This window comes from Neisseria elongata subsp. elongata (assembly GCF_900113545.1).
GTDB lineage: Bacteria > Pseudomonadota > Gammaproteobacteria > Burkholderiales > Neisseriaceae > Neisseria > Neisseria elongata.
In genome coordinates this window covers 65,155-91,907 of sequence record NZ_FOPS01000008.1, presented here as the reverse complement: position 1 = coordinate 91,907, position 26,753 = coordinate 65,155, and the positions used below count along the sequence as shown (strand labels likewise).

The following is a 26,753-nucleotide window of genomic DNA, read 5'->3' as shown; positions in this document are numbered from 1 at the left end:
AGTGGTTGTCTTCGGCATTCTGAAACGCAACGGACGGGTCTATACCGTTGTGGTGGATAATGCCAAGTCTGATACTTTGATGCCCGTTATCAAAAAGAAAATCATGCCGGACAGCATTGTTTACACGGATAGCCTGAGCAGCTACGACAAGTTGGACGTGAGCGGTTTCATCCATTACCGTATCAACCATTCCAAGGAATTTGCCGACCGTCAGAACCACATTAACGGCATTGAGAATTTTTGGAATCAGGCAAAACGTGTCTTGCGCAAATACAATGGAATCGATCGCAAATCTTTCCCTCTGTTCTTGAAAGAATGTGAATTTCGATTTAACTTCGGCACACCGTCCCGGCAGCTAAAAATCCTGCAAAAATGGTGTGAAATTTAGGGCTAATCTACGTTAGCCCCTAAAATTTTTGTATGTAGGTAATTTCATGAAAGTCAGATTTCTTAAGTCGTGTTAAGGTGTTCGTTTATGCTACACTTTGTGTTGCGTTAGGCTTATCATGGTCTACTAGTTTAAATGTTAGGAAATATGAATGGGTGTTATATGAAGAAGTTATTGGTATTGGGGTTGACGCTATTTATAGGTTCTCAGGTTTGGGCTGCTCGAGTTTTACCTTCTGATATTCGTTTAGCTGTACTGAAACAAGTTAATTATCCAGATATCGTATTGGCTGGTGATGGATGGAGTTGGACTCAGATTTTGACCCTGGGGCTACTTGGAAGCAATAGAACTGAAACTGAAGCTTTAGAAAGTATTCGAATTAAGGATACTCACAATAGGTTTATTACTAAAAATCGATTACAAGGATATATAGGGCAACCTGTAGGTGTTTTTTTGAATCATCAGAATCAGGTAAGAGAAGTTTGGATTTTGACACCAAGTGAATATGAACAACTGAAAAAGCGTGGTCGTGATTAGGCTGATAATGAGATTGGTCAATTTGAGTATCCTTGAATCCCTACTAAAGTAAATATGCGAAATTTTAGTTATGCATGTTTATAATGCAGTACAGTTTTATTTTATTTTTCAGTAAACGAGTTATAATTATAGGTTTATAAAAATCAGTCCCGCGATTACGGGTCACCTGAAAGATACAAACCATGAAGAAAGTTTTTATACGTACGTTCGGTTGTCAGATGAATGAATATGACAGCGAAAAAATGTTATCTGTTTTAGAGGAAGAGCATGGCGGCATAGAGCAGGTTGCAGAACCTGATGAAGCAGATATTATCCTTTTTAATACTTGTTCGGTGCGTGAAAAGGCGCAAGAAAAAGTATTTTCAGATTTGGGGCGAGTACGCCCGTTAAAAGATAAAAAACCAGATTTGATTATCGGTGTCGCGGGCTGTGTAGCTTCCCAGGAAGGTGAAGCAATCGTAAAACGCGCACCGTTTGTAGATATAGTGTTTGGTCCGCAAACACTTCACCGTTTGCCACGCCTAATTGATGATAAGAAGGAAACAGGCCTTCCTCAAGTTGATATTTCTTTTCCCGAAATTGAAAAATTTGATCATTTGCCACCGGCGAGAGTCGATGGTGGGTCTGCTTTCATTTCTATTATGGAAGGTTGTTCGAAATATTGTTCTTTTTGTGTAGTACCATATACTCGAGGCGAGGAATTTTCCCGCCCCTTGAATGATGTATTGACGGAAATTGCCGGTTTGGCACAGCAAGGTGTAAAGGAAATCAATCTCTTGGGGCAGAACGTTAATGCTTATCGCGGATTGATGGATGATGGCGAGGTATGTGATTTTGCTACTTTGCTGAGAATTGTGCATGAAATTCCCGGGATTGAACGTCTTCGTTTTACGACCAGTCATCCAAGGGAATTTTCTGATGCGATCATTGAATGTTACCGCGATTTGCCCAAGTTGGTTTCCCACCTGCATCTACCGATTCAAAGTGGTTCAGATCGTGTGTTGAGTGCAATGAAGCGCGGCTATACGGCTTTGGAATACAAGTCGATTATTCGAAAGTTGCGTGCAATTCGTCCGGATTTGTGCTTGAGTTCTGATTTTATTGTTGGATTTCCAGGTGAAACTGAGCGGGAATTTGAACAGACGTTGAAATTGGTTAAAGACATTGCTTTCGATTTAAGTTTTGTATTTATTTACAGTCCGCGTCCCGGAACGCCGGCTGCCAATCTGCATGACGATACTCCTCATGAAGAAAAAGTGCGTCGGCTGGAGGTATTAAACGAAGTTATCGAGGCTGAAACGGCACGTATCAATCAAACCATGGTTGGTACGGTGCAGCGTTGTTTGGTTGAAGGTGTGTCCAAAAAGGATCCGGAGCAGTTGCAGGCTAGAACGGCCAATAACCGTGTGGTGAATTTTGTCGGTAATCCCGAATTGATCAATCAAATGGTTGAAATCAAGATTACGGAAGCATTTACATTCTCTTTGCGGGGTGAGCTGCTTTAAATGAGCTGATTTTGAAGCATAACACGCTGTATATGTTAGAGGCCGTCTGAAAAATATTTTTACTTCGATGAAGTTAATATTTTCAGACGGCCTTTCTCTATTTCAGTTTTGATAAAGTAGACGCTTTTCCTTTAAGTGAGGTGAAATTTCGTATATATAGCCCTACGCATAATGCCTAATACCCGCTACAATACGGCCGTTAATTACCAGGCAGTTTGTCCGCAAACTGCCTGTTTGTGAAAGGATACCTTATGATTCCGAATTTAGCCAAAATAAAAATATTGTCGGCTACTGTTTTGACAGCCTTTTTTCTGAGCGGTTGCGCTGCAGCACTTATCGGTGGTGCGGCAGCCGGTACTTCTTCCGTGATTGACCGTCGCACTACGGGCGCACAGGCTGACGATCAGATTATGGAAATGCGGGTTAAGAATACCGCTATTTCTTATCTCAAGCAGAATAATAATTTGGAGGGTTACAATCCGAATTTGAGTATTGTCAGCTACAATCGGCATATTTTACTTTTGGGTAAGGTTGCCACAGAGGATGAGCGTCGTTTTGTCGAACAAGTGGCCCGTTCCGAGCAGTCCGCGCAGGCTGTATACAACTATATCGAAATCGCCCCCCAAGTTCGTTCGTTCGGCAATATTTCTGCCGATACATGGAGCACGACAAAAGTAAAAACCGTGATGTTGGGTGTGAACGGCGTTTATCCCGGCCGAGTGAAAATCGTTACTTATGATGGCGTTACTTATGTCATGGGTATTTTGACCCCTGAAGAGCAGGCGGCGGTTACACAGAGGGTCAGCACAACGGCCGGCGTGCAAAAAGTTGTTACCCTTTATCAGAGTTATATGCCTAATAATTAAGTATAGCGTCAAACGATGTTTGAATCGGGCAAAGAAATACTATTCGGATGCAGGCTCTGCTCAGTTTTGCAGCCTGCTTTTCCAAAAGCTTGATATAGTTTCAACCGTCTTGCAAGACGGTTCCTCCCACATTAAAAGGAAACCTGAATGAACGAAGAAAACTCATCCGAAAATCAGCCGGTTAAAAAGAAAAGTTTTTTAAGCATCGGCAAATTGTTCTGGTTTTTTATCTTTCTTCTCGCCGTTGCCGTGGCGGCGTTGCTGATCAATGTTTGGTTGGAGTTGCAACGTCCGCAGCCGCCGCAGAGTCAGCCTGTGCAGCAACAAAATACAGTGGAAGTTTGGTCGCCGAATGGTGCATCAGCTGTGGCCCCGGCCAATAACGGCAACCCGCTGGTACCGCAGGCACCGAAAAACGAACCTGCTTCCAAGCCGGATGCGCCTGATGATACGGCGGTTGAAGCCGTTACTCCTCCGGCCAATAACAAACCGAAAGCGAAAGACAACAAAGTCAAAGACGATCAGATTAAGCAGGAAAAACTATCGCCCAATCAAGAAAAGCCGTTGGAGCCGATAAATCGATCTTCAAACAGCGGTGAAGTACCGTTGGAGCCGATCAACAAACGTCCTAAAAACAGCGAATCCGCGGTAGAGCCGGTTAACAAGCCTGCCCCTAAAGCAGACAAGCCCGCCAAGCCGGCACCCAAGCGGCAGACAACCGACATGGACAACCTGTTCTGACATTAAACCTGTAACGGCAAAAGGCCGTCTGAAAAAACAATCCGTTTTCAGACGGCCTTTGATTACGCATTCTGGAAGAATACCCGTAAATCCGTTAAAATTTTGCCGTTTCCCCCTATGGATAATTGGAAGTAAAACGTGAACCGCCACCACAAATATCTCGCCCTTACCGCTGCCGTCTTGCTGGCACTGACCGCCTGCGGTAAAGAAGAAAAAAACAATGATGTTCCGGCAGCCAAACCGCAAGAGCAGGTTTTTGCCAAGCCGGTCGAGGCACAGACCAGCCAAGGGAAAGTCGATATGCTGCTGCCCGACTTTACCAAGCTTATGGAGCAGGAAGGTGCGACCGTGGTCAACATCCAGGCAACCAAACAAACCGAAAATAATGCCGACCAAACCGACCACAGTCCTTTCCCCGAAGACGATCCATTTTACGATTTCTTCAAACGCCTGGTGCCCAACGCCCCGCAACTGCAAAACCCCGATGAAGACAAAGATCAGAATTTCGGTTCTGGCTTCATTATCAGCGCAAACGGTTACATCCTGACGAACGCCCACGTGGTTAGCGGTATGAACAGCATCAAAGTTACATTGAACGACAAGCGCGAATTCAGTGCCAAACTCATCGGCTCGGATACCCAGTCGGATGTCGCCTTACTGAAAATCGAAGCCGAAGGCCTGCCGACAGTGAAAATCGGCGATGTCAAAACCCTCCGCATCGGCGAATGGGTGGCCGCCATCGGTGCGCCGTTCGGATTTGAAAACAGCATCACAGCCGGCATCGTTTCAGCCAAAGGCCGCAGCCTGCCGAATGAAAACTACACCCCGTTTATCCAAACCGACGTCGCCATCAATCCGGGCAACTCGGGCGGCCCGCTGTTCAACCTAAACGGACAGGTTGTCGGCATCAACTCCCAAATTTACAGCCGCAGCGGCGGCTTTATGGGCATTTCCTTCGCCATTCCGATTGACGTTGCCATGAATGTGGCCGACCAGCTCCGCACCACGGGTAAAGTGCAGCGCGGACGGCTGGGCGTCATCATTCAGGAAGTCAATTACAACCTGGCCAAATCTTTCGGCCTCAGCAAACCGATGGGCGCGCTGATTACCCAAGTGATGCCCGACGGTCCTGCGGCACAGGCCGGATTGAAGCAGGGCGACGTCGTCCTCAGCGTGAACGGCGAAGAAGTGCGTGCCTCCAACGACCTGCCCGTCATGGTCGGCTCCATTGCCCCCGGCAAGGAAATTACGCTCCAAGTCTGGCGCAACGGCGAAGTCATCGAACAAAAAATCCTGCTCGACAATGCCGATAAAAACAACGGCAGCCGAAGCGGCCATACCGGCGGTGATGACGGTACCAATCTGCAAAACCAAAGTTTCACCCTCGACAACATCGGACTGACGCTGGCCGAACAGATCACGGGCGACAAACACCGCCTGCTGGTGCTGCGTGCCGACAAAGTGGCGGCCCAGGCCGGACTGAAGCGCGGCGACTACATCCTGTCCGTCGGCCAAAATCCGGTAACGGACGAAGCCTCGATGCGGGGCGCGTTGGAAAAAGCGGGCAACAATATCCCGCTGCTCGTCCAGCGCGGCGAGAACACCCTGTTCCTCGCGCTCAACCTGCAATAACCATCCGACCACCCGTTTCAGACGGCCTCCAGGCCGTCTGAAAAATCTTTCATACTCTGAAAACCATGATACCGAAAACCCTGCCGCGCGGCCCCATAATGGCCGATGTCGAATCCTTCCGACTCACCGACGAAGAAAAAGAACGCCTGCTTGATCCCGCTGTCGGCGGCGTGATTCTGTTTCGCCGAAATTTCCAAGATAGAGAACAGCTGATCCTGCTCGTGCAGGAAATCAAAGCCCTGCGCCAACCGCCCCTGATTGTGGCCGTCGATCATGAAGGCGGCCGCGTGCAACGGTTTATCACGGGTTTTACCCGCCTGCCCGCCATGCGCGTATTGGGCGAAATGTGGGACGGACAAGGGGCGGAAGCCGCCACAGAACGGGCGGAAACGGTCGGTTGGGTGTTGGCTGCCGAACTGGCCGCCTGCGGCATCGATTTGTCGTTTACACCGGTATTGGATTTGGACTGGGGAAATTGCGCCGTTATCGGCAACCGCAGCTTCCACAAAGATGCGGACGTGGTGATTGAATTGGCGTTGGCATTACAGCGCGGCCTGAAACGCGGCGGCATGAAATCCTGCGGCAAACATTTTCCCGGCCACGGCTTCGTCGGCGGCGACAGCCATCTGACCCTGCCGCACGACTCGCGCAGCTTGGACGAATTGCAGGTGGACGACCTGCGTCCGTTTGCCGCCCTGTCTGCCGCAGGTATGGCCGCCGTTATGCCCGCCCATGTAGTTTACGGAAAAATCGACAGCCGCCCTGCCGGCTTTTCACCCGTTTGGCTACAAGACATTCTGCGCGGCCAGCTCAAATTCGACGGTGTGATTTTTTCCGATGATTTGACCATGGAAGGCGCGGCTGCCGCAGGCGGCATCGCGCAGCGGGCACAGGCGGCATTCCGTGCAGGCTGCGACATCGCGCTGGTTTGCAACCGGCCGGATTTGGTGGACGAACTGCGCCGCGATTTTGTCGCGCCCGACAATCCGCAGTTGGCGGCCCGTTGGCAATACATGGCCAATGAGCTGACGCCTGAGCAGGCACAGGCCGTGCTGCAAACCGAAGCCTTCCGGCACGCCCGTATGCTGACGGAGCAACTGTCGGGCGTCAGGGATTTGGCCGGCGGCGTTCAGGTAGGCGAAGCGTTTTAAATACGAGGACGATATAAGGCCGTCTGAAAGTGTGGCTGCGATGCGGCGACAACTTTTCAGACGGCCTTTTTATGCCTGCTTTCCTGTGCGGCTGCTGTCTCGTGCGTTGGAGAACCTGCTGAGACCTTTGCAAAAATAGTCTGTTAACGAAATTTGACGCATAAAAATGCGCCAAAAAATTTCAATTGACTAAAATCTTCCTAATATTGAGCAAAAAGTAGGAAAAATCAGAAAGGTTTTGCATTTTGAAAATGAGATTGAGCATAAAATTTTAGTAACCTATGTTATTGCAAAGGTCTCCTGCTGTGTGTCCGGTGTGCCGGGCACGTTTAAAACTGTTTCTCCACGCTGACAAACCATTGCATATTCCGCCGCGAATAGAAGCCGCCCATATTGCTGTCCACTTTCAGGTATTGCAGGTTCAGGCGCGGCACCAAGCCTTTCCACGACAATTTTTCGTGCCAGACGGATGCGCCGGCCTGATATTCGCGGTCTTTGCGCACGAATCGGTAAACCAGCGTGCCGGGCGCGTCGAAAATACGGCGGGAGTAGCGCAGATTGGCGCGCAGGCCGAGGCCGTCTGAAAAGGTTTTGAACACGCCCAGCCGAACGTCTTTGCGCACGGAAGCCTGTTCCGCTTCGCGCGTGATGTCGTGCGACCAGTCCGCGCCGCCGAACAGCAGCCAGTTTTTCGGCGCGGCGTATATCAGGGTCGCGCCCGCCGACGGCATGTGGCCGTCGTAGCGTGCCGCCGTACGTTCTTCGCGATAGCGTTTCCAGATATGGCCCGCGTTGAGCGCGATGCGCCATTTGTCGTTCAGACGGCCTGAAAAGTCGGCCTGTGCGCCGAATACTTGGTTGTAAGGTTCGTCGCCCAGCCGGTTGTATTCGATAAAGGGCAGGATGCCGAACGAGCGCGTTACGGAGCGGTTTTTGTAGCCTGCGGCAAGGTGGATGCTCTGCTCGTTGTATTCGCGGCGGTCCCAATAATGTACGCCGTCGCCGTTCAGACGGCCTGCGGCGAAGTGGCGGCCGCCCAAGTTGATTTCGCGTGATACGCCCAAGCCGTAGCGGATACCGTGCGCGCTTTGGGGCAGGCTGTCGGCGGTTTTCCGCCATTGCCTGCCGTCCCATTCGATGATTTCGGCTTCGGAAGCGTTGTTTACATTGTCGGTGGCGGCGTATTGCAGGGAAATTTCGGGCTGCCAGCCTTGTTCTTTTTTGATGGCTGCCAGATAACGGTCGGCCAGTGCCTGCATGTCGGGTTGCAGGCCGGGTTTGGCACGTTGCAGTTCCGCCGCCGCTTCGCGGTATTGTTTGTTTTCAAACAGCATGACGCCCAAATCGAAACGCGGATAGGCCAAGTCGGGCTGTTGCGCCAAAATGCCGCGATACAGTGCGACGGCTTCGTCATGGCGGAGTTGGGCGCGGCGGAGTGCGCCGAGTGCGTAGTCGTGGAGGACGGGGTCGCGCGCGGGCAGGGTTTGGTATTTTTGCAGCAGTTTTGTCAGGCGCGGCCAGTCTTGTTCGGTCAGTGCGCGGCTGATTTGCGCTTCCAGGGTGCTGCCGTCGTCGTCGGTAAGGACGGCGGCGGGTGGTGCGGGTTGGGGCGGCGGCTCGGGGCTGATGGGTGTTTCCGGCAGTCGGTCGAATGAAACCGGTGCGGGAACGTGCACGGTTTCGGATGCGGCGTGGAGGGGTAAAAGCAGCAGGAGCAGGGGGGCTATTTTCATGGCGGTATGGATGGGAGGGGGACGGAGGCCGTCTGAAAACACCGGCCGGCGGCGATTATAGCGGAAATGCTTTGGCAGGACGGAATATGGCGGATGATGCGGGGTGCGGCGGCATGGCCGCAGTTTTGGCGGAATTTCTGAATGGCTGATGCAGTTTGCGTCCGTATCCGGGTTGGAAACGAAAAGGCCGTCTGAAACGGTTTTCCGTTTTCAGACGGCCTCTCAAGCATCTTATCCTGTGTACGGCTTAATCGTCGTTACCGGCCAGTGAAAGCAGGATGTGCAACAGGCTTTGGAAGATGTTGTACAGTGAGATGAAGATGGTCAGTGCCGCGCTGATGTGACTGTCTTCGCCGCCTTCGATGACGGTGCGCACCTGCCACATGATGACCAGCGAGCTGAAGAAGACGAATGCGCCGGCAATGGCCAGTCCGAAGACAGGCATTTGCAGGAACAGGTTGGCCACCACGGCAATCATCAGGATGACGCCGCCGACGGAGAGGAAGCGGCCGAGGGCGTTGGTGTCAACGTTGGCTTTTCGCGCCATCACCGACATGACGCCGAATACTGCCGCAGTCATCAGGGCTGCGGTGGCGACGAGGTTCGCGCCGCCGGGAATGCTCAGGCTGTATTGCAGCAGCGGGGAAATCAGTGCGCCCATGCCGAAGGTGAAAACCATCAAAAGGCCTGCGCCCACGTTGCTGTAGCGGTTTTTCTCAATCAGGAAAACCATGCCGTAGAAGAAGGCGAAGAAGGCGATGATGCCCGCCCAGCGGTTGCCGGTGAGGCTGAAGAGGTTGAAGCCCGTGGTGGCAGCGGCGAATGCGCCCAGCGCACAGGGGATGAAGGACACTGCCAAGAGGCCGTAGGTTTTGCGCAAAACGCCGCTGCGCTGCACGCCCATGGCCGGGTTGGTATAGTCGTAAACATCATGTTGCATGGTGTCGTTCCTATGTGTGGGTTGTTGAATAAGGATACGGATTGTAACAGTAAGTCTTGAAAATGCGAAGGTTTTACTTTGTTTTTCAAACAATAGCTGTGAGGCCGTCTGAAAAATCCGTTTGTGGGCGGGGCCGCGTGTTCAGGCCTTGTCGGAAATGTTTTTTCAGACGGCCTTTTTGCGGTTTAGCGTTTCCCGTTCAGGCGGCTGTAAACGGCAAGGATGGCGACGGCCGCAATGGTGGAGACAATCCAGCCTGCGGGTTGGCCCGGCCCGTACCAGCCGAGCGTCTGTCCGGCCCAGCTGCCGAGCACCGATCCGCCGATGCCGAGCAGGGTGGTGAAGATGAAGCCGAGTTTGTCGCGGCCGGGATAGAGGAATTTCGCCAGAACGCCGATGACAAAACCGATGAGGATGGTGGCCAGCATGTTTTTTCCTTTGTTTGGGTGTGTACAGGGCGGCAATATGCGGCGAAGGGGGTGGATTTAAAATGCCGTTTGCAGGATTTGATGTTTTTTGATGCTTGTTTACATGGAGGCCGTCTGAAAAACCGGTTTGAACGGTTTGGGGTGGGTGTTTGCGCGCTTAGTGCCTGCCCGAACGCCAGATGGACCAGATAATCCACAGGCTGTTGGCAAAGGCCAGCAGGTAGCCGGTCAGGCCGAGGAAGCCGGGGGCTTTGTCTACGCTCATGACGATGGAGGAGCCGATAATCAAGGCGGCGGTAACGATGCCCATGGTCAGGCGGTTGGTGGCGCGGTCGAGCTGGTGGCTGAGGTCGTCCAGCCGTTTGAGGTCGAGGTCGAGGCTGAATTGTCCTTTTTGCAGCCGCCGCGACAGGCGGATGAGGGTTTGCGGCAGTTCGTCGGCGGTTTGCAGCAGGGTGTTCAGCTGCCTGCGGCTTTTCCGCACGATGTAGTCGGGCGAGGCGAGGCGCTTCAGTTCGGCCAGTACGATGGGTTTGGCCTGTTCCAAGAGTTCGGTCGAGCCGTCCAGCCGCTTGACCACGCCTTCGAGGGTAATCAGCGTTTTGAACAGCATCACCAAATCGGCGGGCAGCGTCAGGCCGTGGCCGCGCATGATTTGGGTGATGTCGTTGATGACTTGGCTGATGCGTAAGTCGCTGACGGGCGTATTTTCGTAGTTCAACAGCATTTCCAGCACGTCGGCACCCAGCAGGTTTTCGTCGGGCAGTTCGCCCTGCGCCCAGTTGCCCAGCACATATTGCATGGTAAACGGGTCGCGCTCCGCAAGGGCTTTGATGAGGGAAAGGATTTCGTGCCGCCTCGGGGCGGAAAGGTGGCCGACCAGGCCGAAATCAATCAGGCTGATCCGCCCGTCGTCGCGGATGAAGATGTTGCCGGGGTGCGGGTCGGCATGAAAGAAGCCTTGCTGCAAAATCATGGCAAACAAGGTGTCGGTAATGCGCCGTGCCAGCATGGCGCGGGTTTCAGACGGCATCCGGTCGATATCGGCATGGCGCAGGAGGGTGCCGCCGACATATTCCTGCACCAGAATCTGGCGGTTGGAATACTCGGCATAGACCTTGGGGATGTGGACGAAAGGATGGTCGGAAAAGGCATTGGCGAAACGCTGCATATAGCGCAGTTCGAACGACAAATCGGTTTCCCTGGCCAGGCTGCGGGCAAAATACTGAACCATCTGAACCGGCCGGTAGCGGCGGGTTTCGGGGATTTCCGTTTCGATGAGGGCTGCCAGATGGTTCAAAATACGCAAATCCGCGCGTATGCTTTTTTCAATGTCCGGCCGCTTGATTTTAACCGCCACCCGTTCGCCGTTGCGCAAAACCGCGCCGTGCACCTGGGCGATGGACGCGCTGCCGACCGGTTTGCCGTCTAACTCGGCAAACACTTCGTCCATCGGCCGGCCGAGCCGCGCCTCAATCAACGCGCCGATGTCTTCCGTGGCAATCGGCGCGACGTTGCATTGCAGCTGTTCGAATTCCTCTATCCACTCGGCATTGAAAATGTCCACCCGCGTGGACAAAATCTGCCCCAGCTTGACAAACGTCGGCCCCAGTTCCTCGAAAGCCAGGCGGAAACGGCGCGGCGTAGGGATGTAGCGGCTGTCCGCATCGGGGTTTTCAGACGGCGTTTTGCCCGACAATTTGATACGCTGCACAAACTCGCCCAAGCCGTGTTTGGTCAGAATGGCAATGATTTCGCGCAGCCGCGAAAAATCGCGCATAGCGAGTAAAGTTGGTATCATCATGGCGGTTATGTGGTATCTTTCGGCTCGACAGATGCCCAGCATAGCATATTTTTGCGTGCGGACGGCACAGGAGGCCGTCTGAAAAAAATGGTTACCAACACCGTCGGCAGGCTGCCGGAGAGCAGGGCCGACAAGCAAGCGAAACAACAGCATGACCCATTTGAAACAAATCCTTACCTACTTCTTTACGGTGTTTGCCCTATTGACGGCAACCCTTCCCGCCGCCTACGCCGACAATAAGAAAACGGCCAAAAAAGAAACCGTCAAAAAAGACGCAGCTAAAAAAGACAACGCCAAAAAAGAGCCGGCCGACAAGAAAAAAGACGATAAAAAGAAAGACGGGGCAAAGTCGGAAAACAGCAAAAAAGACAATGCCAAAGGCGGCAAAAAACAGGAAAAAGAAAAGAACAACGCCAAAAAAGAAACCCCAAAAGAGGCTGCCAAAAACAGCAAAGAAAAAAAAGATAATAAAGACAGTAAAAATAAAAAAGAAACAGGCAAAGACAAAAAAGAAAACAAACAAGCAGCACAAGCAGGCGGCAGAAACCAAGAAAGCCAAAAGAAGGACGGCAAACAAAAGGACAAAAAGGCCGATACCGCCAAACAGGAAGCCCTGAAAAAGCAAGAGGCCGCGAAAAAAGAAGCGGAACACCGCGAGGCGGCAAGAAGGGAAGCCGCCCGCCAAGAAACTGCACATCGAGAGGCTCCGCCAGCCCCGCCGCCTCCGGCTGCCCCCCCTCAGCCTTATGACGAAGACGGCATGCAGGCACTGGTCAAACAACAGTCGGAAACAGAGCGGCGGCAGGAAACAAAAGCCCCTCCCGCTCCTTCTCCGAAAGTGGAATTTTCCGAGCCTGCCTCCAGCCAATCCTCTTCAAAACGTACCGCCGCCCTTTCCCGCCGCGAAGCGGACGAATTGATCGGCAATGCAATGGGATTACTCGGCGTCAGCTACCGTTTTGGCGGAACATCCGTCAGCAGCGGTTTCGACTGCAGCGGCTTCATGCAGCATATTTTCCGCAAAACCATGCAAATCAACCTGCCCCGCACGTCGGCAGAGCAGGCGAAAATGGGTGTTGCGGTCAGCCGCAGCGAACTCCAGCCGGGCGACATGGTGTTTTTCAGCACTTCGCGCGGACGCATCTCGCACGTCGGCCTCTACATCGGCAACAACCGCTTCATCCATGCCCCGCGCACCGGCAAAAGCATCGAAATCACCAGCCTGGGCAACAAATACTGGAACAGCAAATACGTTACCGCCCGCAGGGTGAAACGCTACGATTCAGGTCGTTTTACCAGATAAACCATAAGGATAGAGGAGTCTGAAATATGGCCATGCCCGACATGCCGAAATGGTACGGCGACGACGGCAGCATCGTTTCCTGCACCGAAAAAATCAAAGTCATGAACGAAAATATGACCGAACTCTTCCAGCTGGCGCAAGATGCGTTTGAGGATGCCCTGCTGATGGGCTGCGGAGAGGAACAGCTGCGCGAATACCTTGCCGCCCTGGTGGCCGGGGTGGAAAACCCATACCAAGGATAAAGGCATTTGCAGCCTGCAAGCAGAGGCCGTCTGAAAAGCAGAGTATTGTTTTTTCAGACGGCCTCCTTTGTTTTTTCATTGCGACATCACATCTGAGGAACTTGTCATGCGCCGTTTCTGTATGATTTACTATTTACCTCCCCTTTTTTTGAGTATTGCGGCACAAAGGTACGCGGACTGCATGACATTGTCCGCCGCTTTCGTTACATTTGAATAGAAGAAAGTGCAAGGTGATTGTTATGAAGAAATATTTTTCGATTTTTGTTTTATCCGCCCTCTCGGCATACAGCGTGCAGGCGGCCGATACGGCGCAGCAGTTGCGGAAACGCGATCGTGTTCAGCTGCCCGTATTGAAAATATTGCCGACCCAGGACGGCGCGGCGGGTGCCGAGCTGGTCATGCTGCTCGATATAGACGAGAAGGGCAGGGTAAAACGCCGCGTGTGGCAGGAAGGGAAGTCGGGCAATCCGGCATTGCGTAGGCAGGCCGTTGCCGATGCGGGGCAGCCGCAGTTTACGCCGCCGAAATTGTGTGAAATGGCAGAGGATGGGCAAACAGTCTGCAAACCGGTGAAATCTTATGCCGAATATGTTTATTGGTTTTACGGCCCGGGCGACAACCGCGCGGGCAAGGCCTATGTCCTGCCGGCTCCGCACTATCCTGCCGCATCGGCCGATGAGGATGAGGAGGGGACTGTCCGCATAGCGGTGCATGTCTCACCGGAGGGGAAGGTCGTTTCGGCAAAAGTCCTGTCTGATTCCCAAATGGAAAACAGGCCTTTCAGGTTGGAGAGGGCCGCCCGCAAGGCGGCATTGGAGGGGATTTATCTTCCCGCCATACGGGGTGGGCAGCCGGTAGATACAACATTCTCCATTCCGTTTACATTTACTTTTGAATGAGAGGGGCCGTCTGAAAATGCAGCTTCGGCAGAATGAAAACGGTATGGCCGTCAAAACGGAACGAAACGCCGGTAAAAGTTAAAACCCGCAAGGCCGTCTGAATTTTCAGACGGCCTTTGTTACAATGCGGCCTTCCGCCGTTCGGCTTTTTGAAATTCGCAACATGAAACAATCTTCCAGCTGGCTGCATGCCGCCGCCGTTTATACCGACCCGCGCGCCGTCGTGCTGTTTTTCCTCGGATTTTCCGCCGGTGTGCCGATTATGCTGATTTTTTCCAGCTTGTCGCTGTGGTTGAGCGAGGCCGGCGTGTCGCGCGATATGGTAACGATGTTCAGCTGGGCGGCGTTGGCTTATTCGTTCAAATTCGTTTGGGCACCGTTAATCGATTCGTTGCCGCTGCCTGTTTTGGGGCGGCTGGGTTGGCGGCGTTCCTGGCTGCTGTTGTCGCAGGCGGCCGTGGCGTCGGCCATCGTTTGGATGGCGATGGTCGATCCGGCGCAGCCCGGTGCTTTGGCGGTGATGGCAGCGGCGGCGGTGCTGCTCGGCTTTTCTTCGGCCACGCAGGATGTCGTTATCGATGCCTACCGCATCGAGGCGGCGGGGGACGATACGGCGATGCAGTCAGTAACGTCGGCCACTTACAATGCGGGGTACCGCGTCGGCATGATTGTTTCCGGCGCGGGCGCGCTGTATGCGGCGGAAACGCTCGGGTCGAAGTCGGGGCATTATGTGTATGCCGCGTGGCAGCAGACGTATTTGCTGATGGCGGCGGTGATGGCGGTGGGCATGGCGACGGTTTTGCTGATGCGCGAGCCGGAAGTGGCCGCCCGTGCGGACAAGCGGCGGAGTTTGGCGGACAGCCTGCGCCTGATTGTGCTGTTCCTCGGTTCCGTGTCGGCATTTGCGGCAATGTTTTCCTGGTTCGGCGGTTTGTTTTCGAAGCAGGACGACGCGCTGTTGGGCTTGCTGGTTGAGGCGGCCCGCCTGACGATGTCGGTGGGTGCGGCGGGGCTGGCCGGTGCGGTTTTGGTGTGGCTGAAAATCGTGCCCAAGCAGTTGGCCGTCGATACCTGGGTAACGCCCGTGGCCGATTTTTTCCGGCGTTACGGCCGTTCGGCCCTTCTGCTTTTGGCTTTAATCGGGCTGTACCGCATTTCGGATATTGTGGCCGGGGTGATTTCCAATGTGTTTTATCAGGAAATGGGGTTTAGCAAAAACGAAATCGCGGCGGCGGTGAAAACCTTCGGCGTGGTGATGGCGGTGGCGGGCGGTTTCCTCGGCGGGCTGCTGTCGCAGCGGTTTTCGCTGATGAAGATGATGATGGCCGGCGCGGTACTGGCTTCGGCTACCAATCTGTTGTTCATCACGCTGGCTTATCGCGGGCACGACGTGCTGTTTATGTATTTGGCGGTCGGCTTCGACAATTTGGCTTCGGGGCTGGCGGGTGCGGTGTTCGTCGCCTTCCTCTCTTCGTTGACGAATATCCGTTTTACCGCCGTACAATACGCCATTTTCAGTTCGCTGATGACCTTGCTGCCGAAAACGCTGGGCGGCTATTCCGGCACGATTGTGAGCAAAATCGGCTACCCGGGCTTTTTCCTGTTTACCGCGCTGATCGGCCTGCCGGTGCTGTTGCTGGTGTATTGGGTCGATAAGAAAATCTACCGTCAGGCTGAGGCCGTCTGAAAACCGTCTGCAAAGGAAAGACATGACATCCGTTTCGCAATACGCCGTGTTCGGCAATCCGATTGCCCACAGCAGATCGCCCGAAATCCACCAGCTGTTTGCCGCTCAGGAAGGGGTGGAAATCGAATACGGCCGCCGTCTGGCCGACATCGGCGGCTTCGCGCCGGCGGTGCGGGCGTTTTTTGCTTCGGGCGGCGCGGGGGCGAATGTTACCCTGCCGTTTAAAACCGAAGCCTTCGCGTTGGCGGACGAGTTGTCCGAACGCGCCGCAGCGGCAGGTGCGGCCAATACGCTGATACGGCTTTCAGACGGCCGTCTGAAAGCCGACAACACCGACGGCGTCGGTTTGGTGCGGGACATCGCCCGTCAAAACGTTTCCCTGCGCGGCAAACGGATTTTGGTGTTGGGTGCGGGCGGCGCGGTGCGCGGCGTGCTGCAGCCGTTGCTGGCGCAAGAACCCGCCGCCGTTACCGTTGCCAACCGCACGCCGTCCAAAGCGCATGAGTTGGCGGAACAATTCGGCGTGTTGTCTTGCGCTTTGGCAGACGCGGCGGAAGGCTTCGACATCGTCATCAACGGCACGTCGGGCGGCTTGAACGGGCAAGCCCCCGATGTATCCCCCGCCGTTTTCGAACATTGCGAACTGGCCTACGATATGGTTTACGGCCGCGAGCCGACCGCCTTTATGCGTCTGGCACGCCGAAACGGCGCGGACAGGGTTTCAGACGGCTTGGGCATGCTGGTCGGTCAGGCCGCCGAATCCTACCGTCTGTGGCGCGGGTTTTCGCCCGATGTCGAACCCGTTATCAAAACATTGAGAGAGGCCGTCTGAAAATGTTGAAATGGTTGATTGCATTACCTTTTGCCGCCTTCATCCTGTTTAACGCCTATGTTTACGGCAGCATATTGACCTATCGCGCCGTCGCCCCGCACCACAGCGCGTTTATGACTATGCGGATGAACGAACTCCGCAGTGAAGGGCGGGAAGTGGCTTTGGACTACCGCTGGGTTCCCTACAACCGCATCTCCGTCAATCTGAAAAAGGCACTGATTGCCTCGGAAGACGCGGCCTTTGCCGAACACGACGGTTTCGACTGGAACGGCATACGCAACGCCATGCGCCGCAACGAACAAAGCGGCCGTATCAAAGGTGGCGGCTCGACCATCAGCCAGCAGCTTGCCAAAAACCTGTTCCTCAACGAATGGCAGAGCTACATCCGCAAAGGCGAGGAAGCCGCCATCACCGCCATGCTCGAAGCCACCACCGACAAAGACCGCATCTTCGAACTCTACCTCAACGTTATCGAATGGGATTACGGCGTATTCGGTGCGGAAGCCGCCTCGCAGCGTTTTTACCGCAAACCCGCCGCCACCCTGAGCAAACAACAGGCCGCCGCCCTGGCCGCCCGCGTTCCCGCCCCGTTGTTCTACGCCGACAACCCGAACAGCAAACGCCTGCGCGCCAAAACCAACATCATTTTGAAACGCATGGGTTCGGCTGAACTGCCGGAAGAATAGGAAGAGGCCGTCTGAAAGCCGTTTTCAGACGGCCTTCCCGCCGCAGAACCGATACAGGATATAGTAAGGCCGTACCGCTATTCCCGCGCAGGCGGGAATCCGGATTTGGGTTGCCGGAAATATGCAGGGCTGCCGCAAGCCGATGACGGCAATCGGATATTGGCCGTTTCAATTCACCGCAAAAGGAGCAGGCATCATGCTGACGCCGAAACACAGCGAACTGTTCGACATCCCGTTTTACCAGTTTTCCCAGTTGAAAAAATACCAGCCGGAGTCGATTCCGCAAATCAAAGCCGACTACAAGGCGGCGTGGCAGGATTGGCAGGCCTTGATTCGGCAGGTGGCGGAAGATTTGGGTGCGCCGTTCGCCCCGCCGCACATCGAACGCTGGTGCAACGGCTGGCAGGTGCGGGCGCATTTTTTCGCCTATTTCAAATACGCGCAATACAGCGATGCGGCGGCGATTTTGTCGGTGTTGCTCAACCGCCGCCGGCTGACCGTCAGCCTGGACTGGCATTGCTACAAGGCCGATGTTTCGCCCATCGCCCTGCCGCAGTACAACCGCTGGCTGGATGTTTTGGAAACCGAACGTTATGCGGCTTTCGATATTTGGCACGGTGCGGACGACGAATATGCCGATTATCCGACCGTGGCGCAAAGCGGCGTGCCCGTGTTGGACGGCAAAGACGATTTCTTCTGCATCGGCCGCCATATCGAACGCGCCGATTTGGGCAAAACCGACAGCGCGGCCTGGATTGCGGATACGGTGCGCGCGCTGCTGCCGCTGTATGAAGCCTGTTTCGATGATTAAATAAAGATGCCGGAAAGATGGAGGCCGTCTGAAAATATATTTTCAGACGGCCTTTTGACGATGAGGGAACAGTGCCGGCTGCTACGATGGTGCCGGACAGGCGGGAATCACATCAATTCTTCCACCCAGCCGACACCGACGGCATCGGGGCCGAGGTGCGCGCCGATAACGGGCGAAATCGGAAAGCCGGTCATTTTCAAGCCGGTTTTGTCTTTCAGCTTTTGCGCCAACTGCTCGTAAAGGTCGCGGTTGCCGCCGTAGAGGCCGTAGGCGCGGACGTGTTTGCCGTGAGTCTGCTTTTTGACGGCATCGACCAAGGCATCCAAGGTGTTTTCGGTCTTTCTGCCGACATCCAGCCGTGAAAATTCGCCGTCGCGGAAACGCAGGACGGGCTTCAGGTCCAGCAGTCCGGCAAAGAATTTCTCGGTCGGATTCAGGTGGCTTTGGCGGCGCAGTTGGCGTGTGTTGTGCACGCTGAATATGATTTCGGCGGTGGGCTTCAATCGTTCGAGGTGCGCCACGACGTCGGCGGGGGCAAAGCCCAGGTGCAGCAGTTTCAGCGCTTCGAGCGCGAAATGGCCTTCGGGCATGCAGGCCGTGCCGGTATCGACGACGTAAACGGTGATTTCGCGCGCCATTTCCACCGCCACTTTGCGGATGATGTCGGCCGCGCCGCTGATTTTGCCGCTCAAGGTGGTTACGATGACTTCGCGGTAGCCGAGGTCGCGCAGTTCGGCAAACTGCCTTCTGATGGTTTTTTCCGCCGGCGGCGAAGTGGTGGCCGCGTCGTCGGGCGTTTCGACCTGCCAGAGGTAGAAGGCATCGGGGTGCAGGTCGAGGCCGTCTGAATAGACGATGCCGTCCATATGGATGTTCAGGCGCAGGATGTAGAGCAGGTCGTCATCCGATGCGATTTCGTCAAGGGAACTTGTAGACGTGGCTACGACGGCGCAACGGGCCGGCAGCCGGTAATTATCGAGCATGGTTGTGTGTGGTGGTGTGTGATACTGAAAAAAGAGGGCGGATGGTAAGGGATTGTGTGGGGAAAGTCTAGTATAAAATCGGGTGTAAACCGTTAAATTTTCGAAATAAATATGAATATCACATTTCTGCCTGCTTATTGTGCAGATGACAGGGTTTCGTTGAGGAACGCGAGGGCGAAATCGACGGCCTGCCGCCGTATTTCGTCGCGGTTGCCGTTGAAGCGGGCGGTGCGGGCATAGGTGGTTTGACGGTCGGCAAGGCCGAAGCAGACGGTGCCGACGGGTTTTTCGGGGCTGCCGCCGTCCGGGCCGGCGATGCCCGAAATGCTGAGGGCGTAGTCGGCATCCGCCGCCTGCCGTGCCCCCGCCGCCATTTCGTGCACCACGGCTTCGCTGACTGCGCCGTATTGCCGCAGGCTGTCGGCGGAAACGCCCAACAGACGTTGTTTCGCTTCGTTGCTATAAGTAACGAAGCCTGTTTCAAACCAGGCGGAGCTGCCGGGCAGGCGGGTGAATTCCGCCGCCAGCAGGCCGCCGGTGCAGGATTCGGCGCAACTGACGGTAAGACCTCGGGCGGCGAGGCGGGCGGTCAGCAGATGGAGGACGGAGTCGGGTGTTTGGTTTGGCATCATGGTTTCAGCCTCGTGGTGTTTTTATTGTGCCGGAACGGCGTTCGGCTATGCGGGTCGGGTGCTTTCAGACGGCCTGTGTGCCGGTGAAGGGCTTGGCCGCGTGCGGGGTCGGATGTTTGCCTGTTTTCGGGACGGTTGTCCGCCGTTCGGCGGGCGGTTGGGTTTAGGCAAGGGCTTGCCGTGATGGAAAGGCCGTCTGAAAACAGGTTTCAGACGGCCTCAAGCCGTTTAGCGGCGGCGCAGCGAGAACATGCCTTTGCGGTCTACGTCGAACACGAAACGTCCGTCTTGAACCGCGCCGTAAGTGCGTTGTTCCGACACGGGCTGCAAACCGCCGTGGCTGAGCAGGTAGTTGCCGATAATGTCGGGCTTGGCGGTTACGGCGGCGGTCAGTTTGTCGAACAGGTCGCGGCAGACGCTGCCTTGCGCCCAACCGGCAGCCGGGTCTTCCATACACCGGCCGTTAACCGCATGCATGTTTTCCGGGAATTTGCCGCTGATTTCGACAAAATTGTCTTCCGGCAGGCCGTTAATCGGATAGCGGTAGGTTTTTTCGCCGTCCTGCCCCTCGCTGATTTTCGGTTCACCCAAAGGCAGCTTCGGCACCAGCACCGAAATATCGAGGAATTTGACGGTAAATTCGGGTTTCGGCGGCTGTTCGACATTTTCGGCAGGCTGGCCGCCGCAGGCGGACAGGGCGGCAAGCAGCAAAACCGGCAGGTATTTCTTCATGGGGTTTTCCTTTCGGGGATATGGGTGCGGATATCAAGCCGCGTCATTATAAAGAAACGGCAGGCCGTCTGAAACCGTCTTTCAGACGGCCTTGCGCGGTCTGTTTCGGGCGGCGGCAAATAACGGTACAATCCGCCGTTTCGAAACACAAACGGGCCGACCAAACCATGAGCGCACATATTATCGCCATTGCCAACCAAAAAGGCGGCGTAGGCAAAACCACCACCGCCGTCAACCTTGCGGCCTCGCTGGCCGCCGACGGCCGCCGCGTTTTGGTGGTAGACCTCGACCCGCAGGGCAACGCCACCACGGGCAGCGGTGTGGACAAAACCGCCATCCGGCACGGTGTCTACCATGTCTTGCTGGGCGAGGCCGACGTGAAAACGGCGGTCGATACCGGCGGCAGCGGCGGCTATCACGTCTTGGCCGCCAACCGCGCGCTGGCCGGGGCGGAAGTCGAACTGGTGCAGGAAATCGCCCGCGAAATGCGGCTGAAAAACGCGTTGGCCGAAGTGGCGGACGATTACGACTTCATCCTCATCGACTGCCCGCCCACGCTGACCCTGCTGACCCTGAACGGGCTGGTGGCTGCCGACGGCGTGATCGTGCCCATGGTGTGCGAATACTACGCGCTCGAAGGCATTTCCGACCTGGTGGCTACCGTCCGCAAAATCCGTCAGGCCATCAACCCCAAGCTCGACCTGACAGGCATCGTCCGCACCATGTTCGACAGCCGCAGCCGTCTGGCGGCGGAAGTCGGCGAACAATTGCAACAGCACTTCGGCAGCAAACTCTTCGCCACCACCATCCCGCGCAACGTGCGGCTGGCCGAGGCACCCAGCCACGGCATGCCCGCGCTGGTGTACGATGCCAAAGCCAAAGGCACGCAGGCCTACCGCGAACTGGCGGCGGAACTACAGCGGCGGCTGGCTTGAAAGCCTGAATAAAAGGCCGTCTGAAAGCACGAATAACACATCGGTTTGACCAAAACCGCGCTTTCAGACGGCCTCAACCGCATTCGGGCGGTACGCCGCCATTCAGACAGTCAAACAAAAACACATCCTCCGAACACATGAACAAAACCTCCCCCCTCATCGCCCTGTGCGCGGGCGAAGCCTCGGGCGACCTGCTCGGCGCGCACCTGATGGAAGCCATCCGCGCCCGCTGTCCGAACGCCCGTTTCACCGGTATCGGCGGCCCGCGCATGACCGCGCTCGGTTTCGAAAGCCTCTACGAACAGGAAAAACTCGCCGTGCGCGGGTTTGCCGAAGTCATCAAACGCCTGCCCGAAATCCTCTCCATCCGCAAAGGCCTGATTGAAAAAATGCGCGCCGAGCGGCCGGACGTATTCGTCGGCATCGACGCGCCCGACTTCAACCTCCACGTCGAAGAAAAGCTCAAACAGTCGGGCATCCCCACCGTACACTACGTCAGCCCCTCTGTTTGGGCATGGCGGCGTGGGCGCGTCAATAAAATCGTCCGCCAGGCCAACCGCGTCCTCTGCCTCTTTCCGATGGAACCGCAGCTCTACCGCGACGCGGGCGGGCGGGCGGAATTCGTCGGCCACCCGATGGCGCAAACCATGCCGCTGGAAGCCGACCGTGCCGTCGCCCGGCAGAGAATGAAACTTGACGGCGACACCCCTGTATTCGCCCTGCTGCCCGGCAGCCGCGTCAGCGAAATCGACTACATGGCGCCGATATTTTTTCAGACGGCCAAACTCATACTGCAACGCTACCCCGCCGCCCGCTTCCTGCTGCCCGTCGCCACCCATGCCACACGCAACCGCCTGACCGCCCTGCTGGCCGAAGAACGGTTCAAACACCTGCCCATACAACTGATGACCGCCCATGCCGACCTGGCCTGCACCGCCGCCGACGCCGTATTGGTCACCAGCGGCACCGCCACCCTCGAAGTCGCCCTGTGCAAACGCCCGATGGTCATCAGCTACAAAATCTCCCCGCTGACCTACGCCTATGTGAAGCGGAAAATCAAAGTGCCGCACGTCGGCCTGCCCAACATCCTGCTGGGGCGCGAGGCCGTGCCCGAACTGCTGCAAAGCCGCGCCAAACCGCAACTGCTGGCCGACGCGCTGATCAAATGGTACGAATCGCCCGAAGAGTGTGCCGCCCTGCAGCGCGATTTTCACGAACTGCACCACATGCTGCGGCGCGACACGGCCGAACTCGCCGCCCAAAACGTACTCGAAGAGGCAGGGGCTTTATAAAGGAAGGCCGTCTGAAAAGCAGTTTTGTTTTTTTCAGACGGCCTTTTTGAATTTGATTGCTTCAGCTGTCATAAGGTGTGCGGAAGGCATGCCATACGGGGCGGCAGCGGTCGGGCAGGGCGGGGCATGCGCCTAGGATGCCGCCGCCGTAGTCGCCGGGGCGGTGGAAATCGCTGCCCGCGCCGGCCAGCAGGCCGTGGCGTTCCGCCAGCAGGGCGTAGTTGTGGCGGTCGTTGGCGTTGCTGTTGCCGCTGTGTACTTCGATGGCGCGCCCGCCCAGGGCTTTGAATTCGTCGAACAGGTTGCGCTTGGCGGTGGCGGACAGGTTGTAGCGCATGGGGTGGGCGATGACCGCGATGCCGCCCGCTCCGTTTATTGCACCCACGCAGTCGGCCAATTCGGCCCATTGGTGGGGGACGGAGCAGGGTTTGCCTTCGCCGAGGTATTTGGTGAAGGCTTGCTGTTTGTTGCGGACATGGCCGTTGTCGAGCAGGAAGGAGGCGATGTGGGTGCGGCTGACCATTTCAGGATTGGCCGCCCGTTCCAATGCGCCTTCGTATGCGCCGAAGATGCCTTTTTTTTCGAGCTTGGCGGCAATGGCCTCGAGTCTTTTCAGACGGCCTTTTCGGACTTCGGACAGTAGGTTTTGCAGCGGGGTGTGGTGTTCGTCGAAGTCGAGGCCGACGATGTGGATGGTGCGTTTGCGCCAGGTAACGGAGATTTCCACGCCGTTGATAAAACGGATGCCGAGGGTTTCGGCTTCGGCACGGGCTTCGGTCAAACCGCCGGTGTGGTCGTGGTCGGTCAGGGCGAGCAGGGTGCAGCCGTTGGCGTGGGCGAGGCGGACGACTTCGGCCGGGGTGAGTGCGCCGTCGGAGACGGTGGAGTGGCAGTGGAGGTCTATCATGTTTGTTGGGGGTAAGGCGGTTTTTCAGACGGCCTCACATGCTTTTTAGGCTGCTTTGGTAGGCGGCGACTTGTTTGACGCCGATGTCGTCCGCACCGTCGAGTTTCAGGCGCATGTGTTCGACGACGACGAAGTCTTTTTTCAGGAAGGCCAGGTAGAGGAAGCGGGCAATCCAAAGTTGTAGGCGGTGCAGGGGTGCGCCGTGCGGGATGCCGATGGCGGCAAAGGCCTGCGTGCTGCGTTGTTCGGGAGGGTGTCCGGTGGGGTTTTCGGGCAGGAGGGCGAAAACGCCCGTCGTGCGGAAACGGCCGACGCGGCTTTGCACCATGATGCTGCTGCCGATGCAGGTGTGGATTAAGTCGATATGCCCGCCCGACAGCCGCTGCATCAGCCAGCTGGAAAAGCCGCCTTTGGGCAGGATGCGGGTGCGGTAGGTCATTTTGAGGCCGCCTTCGGGCAAGGGTTCGAACTGTGGTTCTCCGTCTACGGTGCGCTGGTGCACCATCGCCATGTGCGAGAGGTCGAAGCCGTTGCAGATCATGGCGCGCCAGTCGGCGCAGATGCGGCGCGGGCCTGCGGTCAGCCAGTGATGGCCGTTGCCGTCAAACGGCGGGGGAGGGGGTTCGGCGGTCGGCGGGTGCAGCCAGACCAGTCCGAAGCGTTCGATGCAGTGCCAGGCCTGTGCGCCGATGCGGCAGCCTTTGCCGATGGGCGGCAGTTCGGTGTCGGTTTGTTGCGCGGGGTCTACCAGGCAGCCGTGCAGGCCGCATTCCAGGGAGCAGCCGTCTACGCGTGCGCTTTTCAGGTGTGCGCCCATGTGGGGGCAGAATGCGTCCGTGGCGCGGAAAACGCCGTCTTCTCCGCGGTAAAGCACCCATTCGCGGCCGCACAGGTGGCCGTTGTGTACTTTTCCGGGTGCAAAGCCGGATACGCGGGCGACGGGATACCATGCCTGCGGCCAGTGGTGCCAAAGGTGTTCTGTCGGGTCGTGGTCGTTCATATGGTTCGGATGATGGGGGGTTGTCAGGCCGTCTGAAAAATATTCAGCCGAAGAAGCGTTTCAATAGGCCGGAAAATTCGGCGGCATGGCTGAGGAAGGGGGCGTGTGCCGCTTTTTCGATAATCTGCAATTCGGCAAACGGCAGGTGTTGTTCCAGGTATTCGCCCATGCGCGGCGGAGTGATGCTGTCTTTCCCGCCGTAAACCAGCAAGACGGGCTGGCGGATTTGGCGCAGGAAGGGGCGTGCGTCGGCAAGTGCGAGTGCGTCAAGCGCGCTTTGCAGGGCGGCAGGCGTGCCGTTTTTGACCATGTCGGGCAGGACGGAGGCGATGATTTCCTCGCCGTCCGGCGTGTTCAGCAGTTGCAGTTGCAGAAACTGGCGCATATATTTCGGGTAGTCCTGTTCGAACAGGGCAATCATTTTGTCCAAGGCCGACCGGTTCAGCCCTTGCGGGTAGTCGGTGGTGGCGAGGAATTTGGCAAACGACGAGGTCAGGCACAGGCGGCGGACTTTGTGCGGATGGCGAATGGCGATGTAGAGTGCCACCAGCCCGCCGAGCGACCAGCCGACGATATCGCTGTTGTCGGGCATTTCGGCTGCCAAAGTGTCGGCGGCGGCCATGATGTCGAACGCGCCGTTCAAAGGTGCGGCACCGTGTCCGGGCAAATCGGGCGCGCGTACCTGCCAATTTGTCGGCAACAGCGGGCAAAGGTCTGCGAATACGTGGCCGTTTGCCGCCCAGCCGTGTATCAGGTAAACAGAATGAGGAAGATGCTTGTTCATGAATATCTTTTCCCGATGGTTGCATTTGTGTGTGCCGGAATGCTGCTTATTATGCCACGCTTCGGCTTCAGGGGGCATATGCCGCGACTGCCTGGACGATTTGTGCTGTTCGGCCGTTGCCGGCAGCCAAAGCTGCCCGCGCTGCGGCGGCATCGGCGACGGCATTTCCCCCTGCGGCGGCTGTCAGCGCAAATCGCCGCCGTTTGAAAAACTATGGTCGTCGCTGCATTACGAACCACCCGTCAGCGGCCTGTTGCACGAATTCAAACACCTGCGGCAGATAGCCTTGAAGCGTTTGTTGGCGGAACTGATGGCCGCCCTGCCGCCGCCCTGGCTGCACGATGCCGGTATAGACGGCATCCTCGCCGTACCGCTGAGCCGCGAGAGGTTGGTGGAACGAGGCTTCAACCAATGCGGCGAACTCGCCCGACTGCTGTCTGCCCGATACGGCCTGCCCCTGCTGCCCGAAGACACGGTTTTCAGACGGCCTGCCCCGCCGCAAAGCACACTGCCGTATGCGCGACGGAAGAAAAATGTGGCAGGGTTGTTCCGCGTGGCGGGCGATGTTAAAAAACGCAATTTGCTGTTAATCGACGACGTTGCGACCACAAACGCAACATTGGCCGAACTTTCCCGAATGCTAAAGCGGGCGGGGGCTGGAAACCTATACTGCTGGACGCTGGCCCAGGCCAAAATGCAAAAATCTTGACGGCCGCGCCGCATAGGGGCATAGTGCCTCCCGTTTTAAGTGACTGATTTTATGTTTACTGTCGTTTTATACCAGCCGGAAATCCCGCCCAATACGGGCAACATCATCCGGCTGTGCGCCAATACCGGTGCGGATTTGCACCTGGTCAAACCGCTCGGTTTCCCGCTCGATTCGAGCAAAATGAAACGCGCCGGGCTGGACTATCACGAATTCGCCAGCCTGACCGTGCATGAAAACTTCGCCGACTGCCTGTCCGCCCTTTCCGGCCGCCGCATTTTCGCGCTGACCACCAAGGGCAGCACACGTCCCGACCAAGTATCATTCCGGCCAGGCGACGTTTTCCTGTTCGGTCCGGAAACCCGCGGCCTGCCTGCCGAAATCCTCGACAGCCTTCCGGCGGGGCAAAAAATCCGCCTGCCGATGAAAGCGGGCAGCAGAAGCATGAATCTGTCGAACACCGTGGCCGTCGTCGTTTTCGAAGCGTGGCGGCAAAATGGTTTTTCAGACGGCCTATAAGCTGCCATACAGACAGGCCGTCTGAAAAACAGGCCGTAAAGGAATTTGCAGCCGCCAACCTTATCAACTCCGGAACAG

Annotated in this window: 28 protein-coding genes; 18 read left to right on the top strand and 10 right to left on the bottom strand. The window is 56.2% G+C overall.

The window, feature by feature from the left end; translation table 11 throughout:
• From BM261_RS08760 to nagZ, 7 genes are all read left to right on the top strand, one after another.
• On the top strand, positions 1-388 hold a 388-nt coding region (locus BM261_RS08760; RefSeq protein ID WP_143095764.1), incomplete at its 5' end, for an IS1595 family transposase.
• A gap of 162 nt (positions 389-550) precedes the next feature.
• The gene (locus BM261_RS08755; protein WP_074897468.1) at positions 551-925 is read left to right on the top strand and encodes a hypothetical protein; all 375 of its coding nucleotides are present in this window, start codon (positions 551-553) and stop codon (positions 923-925) included.
• Positions 926-1,107: 182 nt separating this feature from the next.
• Positions 1,108-2,430 (top strand): tRNA (N6-isopentenyl adenosine(37)-C2)-methylthiotransferase MiaB, encoded by a 1,323-nt coding sequence (gene miaB / locus BM261_RS08750; RefSeq protein ID WP_074897466.1) that lies wholly within the window; start codon positions 1,108-1,110, stop codon positions 2,428-2,430.
• A 251-nt stretch (positions 2,431-2,681) separates the two neighbouring features.
• A complete protein-coding gene (locus tag BM261_RS08745; RefSeq protein WP_070453238.1) occupies positions 2,682-3,296 on the top strand; it encodes a BON domain-containing protein in 615 nt (204 codons plus the stop codon).
• A 147-nt stretch (positions 3,297-3,443) separates the two neighbouring features.
• Positions 3,444-4,037 carry a hypothetical protein gene (locus BM261_RS08740; protein WP_074897464.1) on the top strand — a complete coding sequence of 198 codons (594 nt, stop codon included), beginning with the start codon at positions 3,444-3,446 and terminating at the stop codon, positions 4,035-4,037.
• Between the two features lie 138 nt (positions 4,038-4,175).
• On the top strand, positions 4,176-5,669 hold the full coding sequence (locus BM261_RS08735) for a DegQ family serine endoprotease (protein WP_074897462.1): 1,494 nt from the start codon (positions 4,176-4,178) through the stop codon (positions 5,667-5,669).
• A 65-nt stretch (positions 5,670-5,734) separates the two neighbouring features.
• The gene (nagZ, locus tag BM261_RS08730; protein ID WP_074897460.1) at positions 5,735-6,820 is read left to right on the top strand and encodes a beta-N-acetylhexosaminidase; all 1,086 of its coding nucleotides are present in this window, start codon (positions 5,735-5,737) and stop codon (positions 6,818-6,820) included.
• Between the two features lie 329 nt (positions 6,821-7,149).
• Here nagZ and BM261_RS08725 read toward each other — a convergent pair whose 3' ends face one another.
• The 4 genes from BM261_RS08725 to BM261_RS08710 form a co-directional block, all read right to left on the bottom strand.
• On the bottom strand, positions 7,150-8,553 hold the full coding sequence (locus tag BM261_RS08725; RefSeq protein WP_074897458.1) for a surface lipoprotein assembly modifier: 1,404 nt from the start codon (positions 8,551-8,553) through the stop codon (positions 7,150-7,152).
• 247 nt (positions 8,554-8,800) lie between these two features.
• Entirely contained in the window at positions 8,801-9,493 is a 693-nt protein-coding gene (locus BM261_RS08720; protein ID WP_074897456.1) for a Bax inhibitor-1 family protein, read from the bottom strand.
• A 185-nt stretch (positions 9,494-9,678) separates the two neighbouring features.
• Positions 9,679-9,921, bottom strand: a complete 243-nt coding sequence (locus BM261_RS08715) for a GlsB/YeaQ/YmgE family stress response membrane protein (RefSeq protein ID WP_074897454.1) — start codon at positions 9,919-9,921, stop codon at positions 9,679-9,681.
• Positions 9,922-10,078: 157 nt separating this feature from the next.
• The gene (locus BM261_RS08710; RefSeq protein ID WP_074897494.1) at positions 10,079-11,725 is read right to left on the bottom strand and encodes an ABC1 kinase family protein; all 1,647 of its coding nucleotides are present in this window, start codon (positions 11,723-11,725) and stop codon (positions 10,079-10,081) included.
• 760 nt (positions 11,726-12,485) lie between these two features.
• Here BM261_RS08710 and BM261_RS12085 point away from each other — a divergent pair.
• From BM261_RS12085 to BM261_RS08675, 7 genes are all read left to right on the top strand, one after another.
• Positions 12,486-13,028: a C40 family peptidase gene (locus BM261_RS12085; protein WP_083426678.1), complete on the top strand. Its 543-nt coding sequence runs from the start codon at positions 12,486-12,488 to the stop codon at positions 13,026-13,028.
• 26 nt (positions 13,029-13,054) lie between these two features.
• On the top strand, positions 13,055-13,270 hold the full coding sequence (locus tag BM261_RS08700) for a hypothetical protein (protein ID WP_003772629.1): 216 nt from the start codon (positions 13,055-13,057) through the stop codon (positions 13,268-13,270).
• A gap of 239 nt (positions 13,271-13,509) precedes the next feature.
• Positions 13,510-14,169 carry an energy transducer TonB gene (locus BM261_RS08695; RefSeq protein ID WP_074897450.1) on the top strand — a complete coding sequence of 220 codons (660 nt, stop codon included), beginning with the start codon at positions 13,510-13,512 and terminating at the stop codon, positions 14,167-14,169.
• Positions 14,170-14,332: 163 nt separating this feature from the next.
• Positions 14,333-15,856 carry an AmpG family muropeptide MFS transporter gene (locus tag BM261_RS08690; protein WP_074897492.1) on the top strand — a complete coding sequence of 508 codons (1,524 nt, stop codon included), beginning with the start codon at positions 14,333-14,335 and terminating at the stop codon, positions 15,854-15,856.
• Between the two features lie 22 nt (positions 15,857-15,878).
• Positions 15,879-16,688 (top strand): shikimate dehydrogenase, encoded by an 810-nt coding sequence (gene aroE / locus BM261_RS08685; protein ID WP_074897448.1) that lies wholly within the window; start codon positions 15,879-15,881, stop codon positions 16,686-16,688.
• Positions 16,689-16,690: 2 nt separating this feature from the next.
• Positions 16,691-17,374, top strand: a complete 684-nt coding sequence (gene mtgA / locus BM261_RS08680; RefSeq protein ID WP_074897446.1) for a monofunctional biosynthetic peptidoglycan transglycosylase — start codon at positions 16,691-16,693, stop codon at positions 17,372-17,374.
• Positions 17,375-17,570: 196 nt separating this feature from the next.
• Complete coding sequence (locus tag BM261_RS08675; RefSeq protein WP_074897489.1) at positions 17,571-18,185, top strand: HI_0552 family protein; 615 nt, start codon at positions 17,571-17,573, stop codon at positions 18,183-18,185.
• 107 nt (positions 18,186-18,292) lie between these two features.
• Here the strand turns inward: BM261_RS08675 and BM261_RS08670 are convergent, their stop codons facing one another.
• The 3 genes from BM261_RS08670 to BM261_RS08660 form a co-directional block, all read right to left on the bottom strand.
• Positions 18,293-19,168, bottom strand: a complete 876-nt coding sequence (locus tag BM261_RS08670; RefSeq protein WP_074897444.1) for a DegV family protein — start codon at positions 19,166-19,168, stop codon at positions 18,293-18,295.
• Between the two features lie 134 nt (positions 19,169-19,302).
• Entirely contained in the window at positions 19,303-19,800 is a 498-nt protein-coding gene (locus tag BM261_RS08665; RefSeq protein WP_083426674.1) for a CinA family protein, read from the bottom strand.
• A 228-nt stretch (positions 19,801-20,028) separates the two neighbouring features.
• The gene (locus tag BM261_RS08660) at positions 20,029-20,532 is read right to left on the bottom strand and encodes a hypothetical protein (protein ID WP_074897443.1); all 504 of its coding nucleotides are present in this window, start codon (positions 20,530-20,532) and stop codon (positions 20,029-20,031) included.
• A 167-nt stretch (positions 20,533-20,699) separates the two neighbouring features.
• Here BM261_RS08660 and BM261_RS08655 point away from each other — a divergent pair, with 167 nt between their 5' ends.
• Positions 20,700-21,467, top strand: coding sequence for a ParA family protein (locus BM261_RS08655; RefSeq protein WP_003772651.1), 768 nt, complete (start codon positions 20,700-20,702; stop codon positions 21,465-21,467).
• Positions 21,468-21,604: 137 nt separating this feature from the next.
• Positions 21,605-22,759 (top strand): lipid-A-disaccharide synthase, encoded by a 1,155-nt coding sequence (lpxB, locus tag BM261_RS08650; RefSeq protein WP_074897441.1) that lies wholly within the window; start codon positions 21,605-21,607, stop codon positions 22,757-22,759.
• A 61-nt stretch (positions 22,760-22,820) separates the two neighbouring features.
• Here lpxB and BM261_RS08645 read toward each other — a convergent pair whose 3' ends face one another.
• The 3 genes from BM261_RS08645 to bioH are packed head-to-tail and all read right to left on the bottom strand — an operon-like array spanning position 22,821 to position 25,450.
• Positions 22,821-23,666 carry a PHP domain-containing protein gene (locus BM261_RS08645; protein ID WP_074897439.1) on the bottom strand — a complete coding sequence of 282 codons (846 nt, stop codon included), beginning with the start codon at positions 23,664-23,666 and terminating at the stop codon, positions 22,821-22,823.
• A 34-nt stretch (positions 23,667-23,700) separates the two neighbouring features.
• Entirely contained in the window at positions 23,701-24,666 is a 966-nt protein-coding gene (locus tag BM261_RS08640) for a Rieske 2Fe-2S domain-containing protein (RefSeq protein WP_074897438.1), read from the bottom strand.
• 43 nt (positions 24,667-24,709) lie between these two features.
• Positions 24,710-25,450 carry a pimeloyl-ACP methyl ester esterase BioH gene (bioH, locus tag BM261_RS08635; RefSeq protein WP_240317848.1) on the bottom strand — a complete coding sequence of 247 codons (741 nt, stop codon included), beginning with the start codon at positions 25,448-25,450 and terminating at the stop codon, positions 24,710-24,712.
• Between bioH and BM261_RS12080 the strand changes: the two genes are divergently transcribed.
• Together BM261_RS12080 and trmL are read left to right on the top strand one after the other, a co-directional pair.
• Positions 25,449-26,159 carry a ComF family protein gene (locus tag BM261_RS12080; RefSeq protein ID WP_074897485.1) on the top strand — a complete coding sequence of 237 codons (711 nt, stop codon included), beginning with the start codon at positions 25,449-25,451 and terminating at the stop codon, positions 26,157-26,159. The two genes, bioH and BM261_RS12080, sit on opposite strands and share 2 nt — an antisense overlap.
• 51 nt (positions 26,160-26,210) lie before the next feature.
• Positions 26,211-26,675, top strand: a complete 465-nt coding sequence (gene trmL / locus BM261_RS08625; RefSeq protein WP_003772370.1) for a tRNA (uridine(34)/cytosine(34)/5-carboxymethylaminomethyluridine(34)-2'-O)-methyltransferase TrmL — start codon at positions 26,211-26,213, stop codon at positions 26,673-26,675.
• The last annotated feature ends 78 nt before the right edge of the window (positions 26,676-26,753 follow it).

Excerpts from the sequence above, each read along its gene's own strand:
- BM261_RS08740 (WP_074897464.1), top strand. The coding sequence starts at position 3,444 with ATGAACGAAGAAAACTCATCCGAAAATCAGCCGGTTAAAAAGAAAAGT.
- BM261_RS08720 (WP_074897456.1), bottom strand. The coding sequence starts at position 9,493 with ATGCAACATGATGTTTACGACTATACCAACCCGGCCATGGGCGTGCAG.
- BM261_RS12085 (WP_083426678.1), top strand. The coding sequence starts at position 12,486 with ATGCAGGCACTGGTCAAACAACAGTCGGAAACAGAGCGGCGGCAGGAA.
- lpxB (WP_074897441.1), top strand. The coding sequence starts at position 21,605 with ATGAACAAAACCTCCCCCCTCATCGCCCTGTGCGCGGGCGAAGCCTCG.
- BM261_RS08660 (WP_074897443.1), bottom strand. The coding sequence starts at position 20,532 with ATGAAGAAATACCTGCCGGTTTTGCTGCTTGCCGCCCTGTCCGCCTGC.
- BM261_RS08690 (WP_074897492.1), top strand. The coding sequence starts at position 14,333 with ATGAAACAATCTTCCAGCTGGCTGCATGCCGCCGCCGTTTATACCGAC.
- BM261_RS08755 (WP_074897468.1), top strand. The coding sequence starts at position 551 with ATGAAGAAGTTATTGGTATTGGGGTTGACGCTATTTATAGGTTCTCAG.
- BM261_RS08725 (WP_074897458.1), bottom strand. The coding sequence starts at position 8,553 with ATGAAAATAGCCCCCCTGCTCCTGCTGCTTTTACCCCTCCACGCCGCA.
- BM261_RS12080 (WP_074897485.1), top strand. The coding sequence starts at position 25,449 with ATGAATATCTTTTCCCGATGGTTGCATTTGTGTGTGCCGGAATGCTGC.
- BM261_RS08665 (WP_083426674.1), bottom strand. The coding sequence starts at position 19,800 with ATGATGCCAAACCAAACACCCGACTCCGTCCTCCATCTGCTGACCGCC.
- aroE (WP_074897448.1), top strand. The coding sequence starts at position 15,879 with ATGACATCCGTTTCGCAATACGCCGTGTTCGGCAATCCGATTGCCCAC.
- BM261_RS08645 (WP_074897439.1), bottom strand. The coding sequence starts at position 23,666 with ATGATAGACCTCCACTGCCACTCCACCGTCTCCGACGGCGCACTCACC.
- BM261_RS08670 (WP_074897444.1), bottom strand. The coding sequence starts at position 19,168 with ATGCTCGATAATTACCGGCTGCCGGCCCGTTGCGCCGTCGTAGCCACG.
- BM261_RS08640 (WP_074897438.1), bottom strand. The coding sequence starts at position 24,666 with ATGAACGACCACGACCCGACAGAACACCTTTGGCACCACTGGCCGCAG.
- BM261_RS08745 (WP_070453238.1), top strand. The coding sequence starts at position 2,682 with ATGATTCCGAATTTAGCCAAAATAAAAATATTGTCGGCTACTGTTTTG.
- BM261_RS08700 (WP_003772629.1), top strand. The coding sequence starts at position 13,055 with ATGGCCATGCCCGACATGCCGAAATGGTACGGCGACGACGGCAGCATC.
- bioH (WP_240317848.1), bottom strand. The coding sequence starts at position 25,450 with ATGAACAAGCATCTTCCTCATTCTGTTTACCTGATACACGGCTGGGCG.
- BM261_RS08675 (WP_074897489.1), top strand. The coding sequence starts at position 17,571 with ATGCTGACGCCGAAACACAGCGAACTGTTCGACATCCCGTTTTACCAG.
- miaB (WP_074897466.1), top strand. The coding sequence starts at position 1,108 with ATGAAGAAAGTTTTTATACGTACGTTCGGTTGTCAGATGAATGAATAT.
- BM261_RS08710 (WP_074897494.1), bottom strand. The coding sequence starts at position 11,725 with ATGATGATACCAACTTTACTCGCTATGCGCGATTTTTCGCGGCTGCGC.
- BM261_RS08695 (WP_074897450.1), top strand. The coding sequence starts at position 13,510 with ATGAAGAAATATTTTTCGATTTTTGTTTTATCCGCCCTCTCGGCATAC.
- BM261_RS08715 (WP_074897454.1), bottom strand. The coding sequence starts at position 9,921 with ATGCTGGCCACCATCCTCATCGGTTTTGTCATCGGCGTTCTGGCGAAA.
- BM261_RS08655 (WP_003772651.1), top strand. The coding sequence starts at position 20,700 with ATGAGCGCACATATTATCGCCATTGCCAACCAAAAAGGCGGCGTAGGC.
- trmL (WP_003772370.1), top strand. The coding sequence starts at position 26,211 with ATGTTTACTGTCGTTTTATACCAGCCGGAAATCCCGCCCAATACGGGC.
- nagZ (WP_074897460.1), top strand. The coding sequence starts at position 5,735 with ATGATACCGAAAACCCTGCCGCGCGGCCCCATAATGGCCGATGTCGAA.
- mtgA (WP_074897446.1), top strand. The coding sequence starts at position 16,691 with ATGTTGAAATGGTTGATTGCATTACCTTTTGCCGCCTTCATCCTGTTT.